General features: G+C 42.1%; 4 protein-coding genes. All 4 read right to left on the bottom strand.

What is annotated here, in order from left to right; translation table 11 throughout:
- On the bottom strand, window positions 1–843 hold an 843-nt coding region (locus PSE7429_RS21590; RefSeq protein ID WP_009629502.1), incomplete at its 3' end, for an AAA family ATPase.
- A 124-nt stretch (window positions 844–967) separates the two neighbouring features.
- Window positions 968–1,375 carry a hypothetical protein gene (locus PSE7429_RS21595; RefSeq protein ID WP_009629503.1) on the bottom strand — a complete coding sequence of 136 codons (408 nt, stop codon included), beginning with the start codon at window positions 1,373–1,375 and terminating at the stop codon, window positions 968–970.
- Window positions 1,376–1,531: 156 nt separating this feature from the next.
- The gene (locus tag PSE7429_RS21600) at window positions 1,532–1,945 is read right to left on the bottom strand and encodes a hypothetical protein (protein ID WP_009629504.1); all 414 of its coding nucleotides are present in this window, start codon (window positions 1,943–1,945) and stop codon (window positions 1,532–1,534) included.
- 13 nt (window positions 1,946–1,958) lie between these two features.
- A partial coding sequence (locus PSE7429_RS21605) for an RHS repeat-associated core domain-containing protein (RefSeq protein WP_009629505.1) occupies window positions 1,959–3,237 on the bottom strand: 1,279 nt, incomplete at its 5' end.

Consider the following 3,237-nt stretch of genomic DNA (forward strand, 5'->3'; position numbering starts at 1 on the left):
AATCAATATTTCCTTAGCTTGATTCACCAAATCAGGAGTAATCGGAATTGCAGGATCTTTCGTAATATATTCCACAATTTCTTTAGCGATCGCATTCACCAACCAAGGCTGTCCCTGCGTCAAATGAAAGGCTAAATCAATTGCTTCAGGCGTAAATACTTGACCCGTCGCATCTGTATGTTGGTGATAGAGTTTTCTTACGTCCTCAAGGGTAAAGTTACTCAAGGTAAAGGAGCGGACTTTGATATTAAAAGGACTGGAGGTATTTAGGCGCTCACTTCCTCCTGACGCATACTTATAATCCCGCACATCGCGCATCCCCACCAACGCAACTGACTGCGGAAATCCCTGTGGACGGCGTGGAAACCCAGATCTAATTTGCCGAAGCACGGAAACTAGAGTCTCATCACTCAAAGCATCGATTTCATCGAGAAACACTACCAATGGTTTTGGCGATTCCTGTGACCATGCTGCCAAAAAAGCGCCGATGTGACGACCTGATTCTCCTAAAATGCTATGACTGGGGTGCAACTCTGATGGTAAATAAAACTTAATTGCATCCTGCCACTCATCTAAAATTGCCCGCCCTGCTAATTCTGGGTCATGGGAAAATACAGCCCCTACTTCCAGCGACAACATCACTGCCGTATATTGACCACTCGCCGTTAGCTCTTGGGCAAGTGTCAGCATCGCTGTAGTCTTACCCACTTGCCTTGGTGCATGAATTACGAAATAGTTACGCTGGGCAATCAAATTAACTATTTCAGGCAGCCGATCTGTAGCCGACAACATGTAATGGATATCAGCTTGACAAGGACCAGCGGTATTAAACCATTTTGGCATAACGACAACTAACTAACGGGCAGATATCCCTTCAATATATATCAACACGCCAAGCAAACCCCCTCAAACCTCGAAAACGTTTTATTATGCGATCGGGCTTACTTAACAATTCCATAATCTTCTTTTAAACGCTTAAGCCAAGAAAGACCAGTTTCAGCAGTGTTTGGATCGCACCAGTTCCATTGCTGTGAGTAATATTGGTGAGGCGATTGAGATTGTCGTAGGTGTGATTTGTCTCAGCAACGAGATTATTGACACTGTATAGATATTTGCTGATGACTTGACTAATCGCATTGTAAGCATAGATCACCTGCTTATAGCCTTGAGCGTTAACAGTCAAGCGATTTAACGCATCATATTCACGGGTAGTCGCGATACCAAGACTGCCATTGATGGTGTCTGTCATGGACAACACATTGCCTACATTGTCATAGCTATAACTCATGATCGTTGTGGGAAGATTAGCAGTCCCTTCGTTACTGACGGATAACATCCTACCATCAAGGTCATAGGTATATTGAACTGCGATCACGTTGGTGGATTTGGTGCTGTTGTCTATGCGCTACTTGATTGATTGTGAGCTACTACACGATCAATCAAGTAGCGCAACAGGCTAGGCGTGAGGCTGAGGAACTCATCTTGTAAGGAATAGCTGAGCAAGAACTTTGTGGGTAGGTTATCGAAATAATTATACGAGTGAGGGAAATTCGACAGTCCAAATATTCTCAAGTTGATCAAATTTAGGAATCGGTTCTGAGAAATTTGGCTTGATGGCTCTCCATGTAGCAATCGAAGCAGCAACTTTTACGGAATCCTCTGTAGTATCAACTTCAGTTCCTATAACTTTGCTGACTTTTACTAAGTAACAATCACTACTTGTTAGTGATTTAAGATGATCTAGGGTTTGATAAACACCATCAATTGCCGCATTAATCCAATCATTATGAGTTCTTGAATTAACCTCCCCCTTTTCTCTATCTACCTGTTGTCCTATCTCATCGATTACGGTTTCTCCTGTTAAAGAGGGTTCAACTACTACAAAAACATATGCAAAATACCCAACACCATTTTTTACCTTGGCTAATTTGTATTCACCAATCATTTATCCTACCTCTCTATTTAGACATCCTGAATAACGAGAATACATCTTTCTGGAAGTAATGTTCTGTTCCAACAGTAGCCTCTCTAATTACATGCTGATAATCATGTTTCAATCCTTTCCCATAAAGAGAAGAATAGAGACTTAGCCATTCATTTGCAGCTTCATCAGAAACTGGAGGTCTCAAATCTAGTGTCCTCAAATTCTGAAGCTTATCGTTAGAGATGCGAAATGAGAAGATGCTTACATCAGCTCCTCTTTGCGTAAGTCGATTCAAATACGATTGAGCATCAGGTCTGTTACCCCAAGTATATAGACCTTCACCTAAATGTGCTCTAGTTGGACTATTTGGCCAAGGTTGCCCTCCATTAAATAATCTTGTTGCATCATCTCCATTTTGGACAGTGTAATAAACCTTGGAGTTGTTGCGGGAAAAATTAAGCCTTTGTGCAGCCAAATCCCTCCTAATTCCTCCTTTAGAGCCTCCTGCTAACCAAGCATCAATAGCTCCAATGTTACTAGGTTGTGTAAAGCCCTTCCAAGCAACAGATCCGCCAAAGCCTACTAGCGGTACAAAAGGCAAAATATCCCAAGGAGTTGCACAGCCATTAAGGATATTTTTGGTACTTTGATATGCTCCTAAACCAGTACCAATAACTGTATGGGCTTGAGCTAATCTTTGTAAATTGGTTACGCCAACTAAAGCCCTTGGTGCTGATCCTCCTAGTAGAAAACTTGTAACAACTCCAGCACCAGTTCCTAAATTCGCAAAAGTGCCAGTCTGATTTTTATTAACATCATTGCCATAGATCTTTTCTCGAATATAATCAGTAGCGCCAAAAGTTGTGACCCTACTAAAACTTCCAAAAAACTGATCGGCAGCATTCAAAGCATCGTATACGGTAACTTCACCAGAAGGATCGGTTCCATTCAAAGGACTATTGAACACATAGCGATAGAGATTAAAGTCACCACCTTGGAAACTAATCGGATCTTCAGAGATAAACTTACCAGTAAAGGAATCCAAATATCTAGCACGGTTATACTGCAAGCCAGACTCAGTATCAAACTCCCGCGCCGTATAGCCATACCTAAACACCACCGACTCATCAGTCTGGCTAGTCACCCCACCAAACGCATCATAAACAACATGATTTAGCACCGTACCCGAATCATCAACGATATCCCTCACACTGCCAAGATGGTCAGTCAAAGCCCAGCGAGTATTGCCATCATTCTCATCCGCCTCAATCTGGTCAACACCATTGCCAAATAGATATCGATGATTGACATTT

It is taken from the genome of Pseudanabaena biceps PCC 7429 (assembly GCF_000332215.1).
Lineage (GTDB): Bacteria > Cyanobacteriota > Cyanobacteriia > Pseudanabaenales > Pseudanabaenaceae > Pseudanabaena > Pseudanabaena biceps.

Coding starts and splice junctions, on each gene's coding strand:
- PSE7429_RS21600 (WP_009629504.1), bottom strand. CDS start 1,945: ATGATTGGTGAATACAAATTAGCCAAGGTAAAAAATGGTGTTGGGTAT.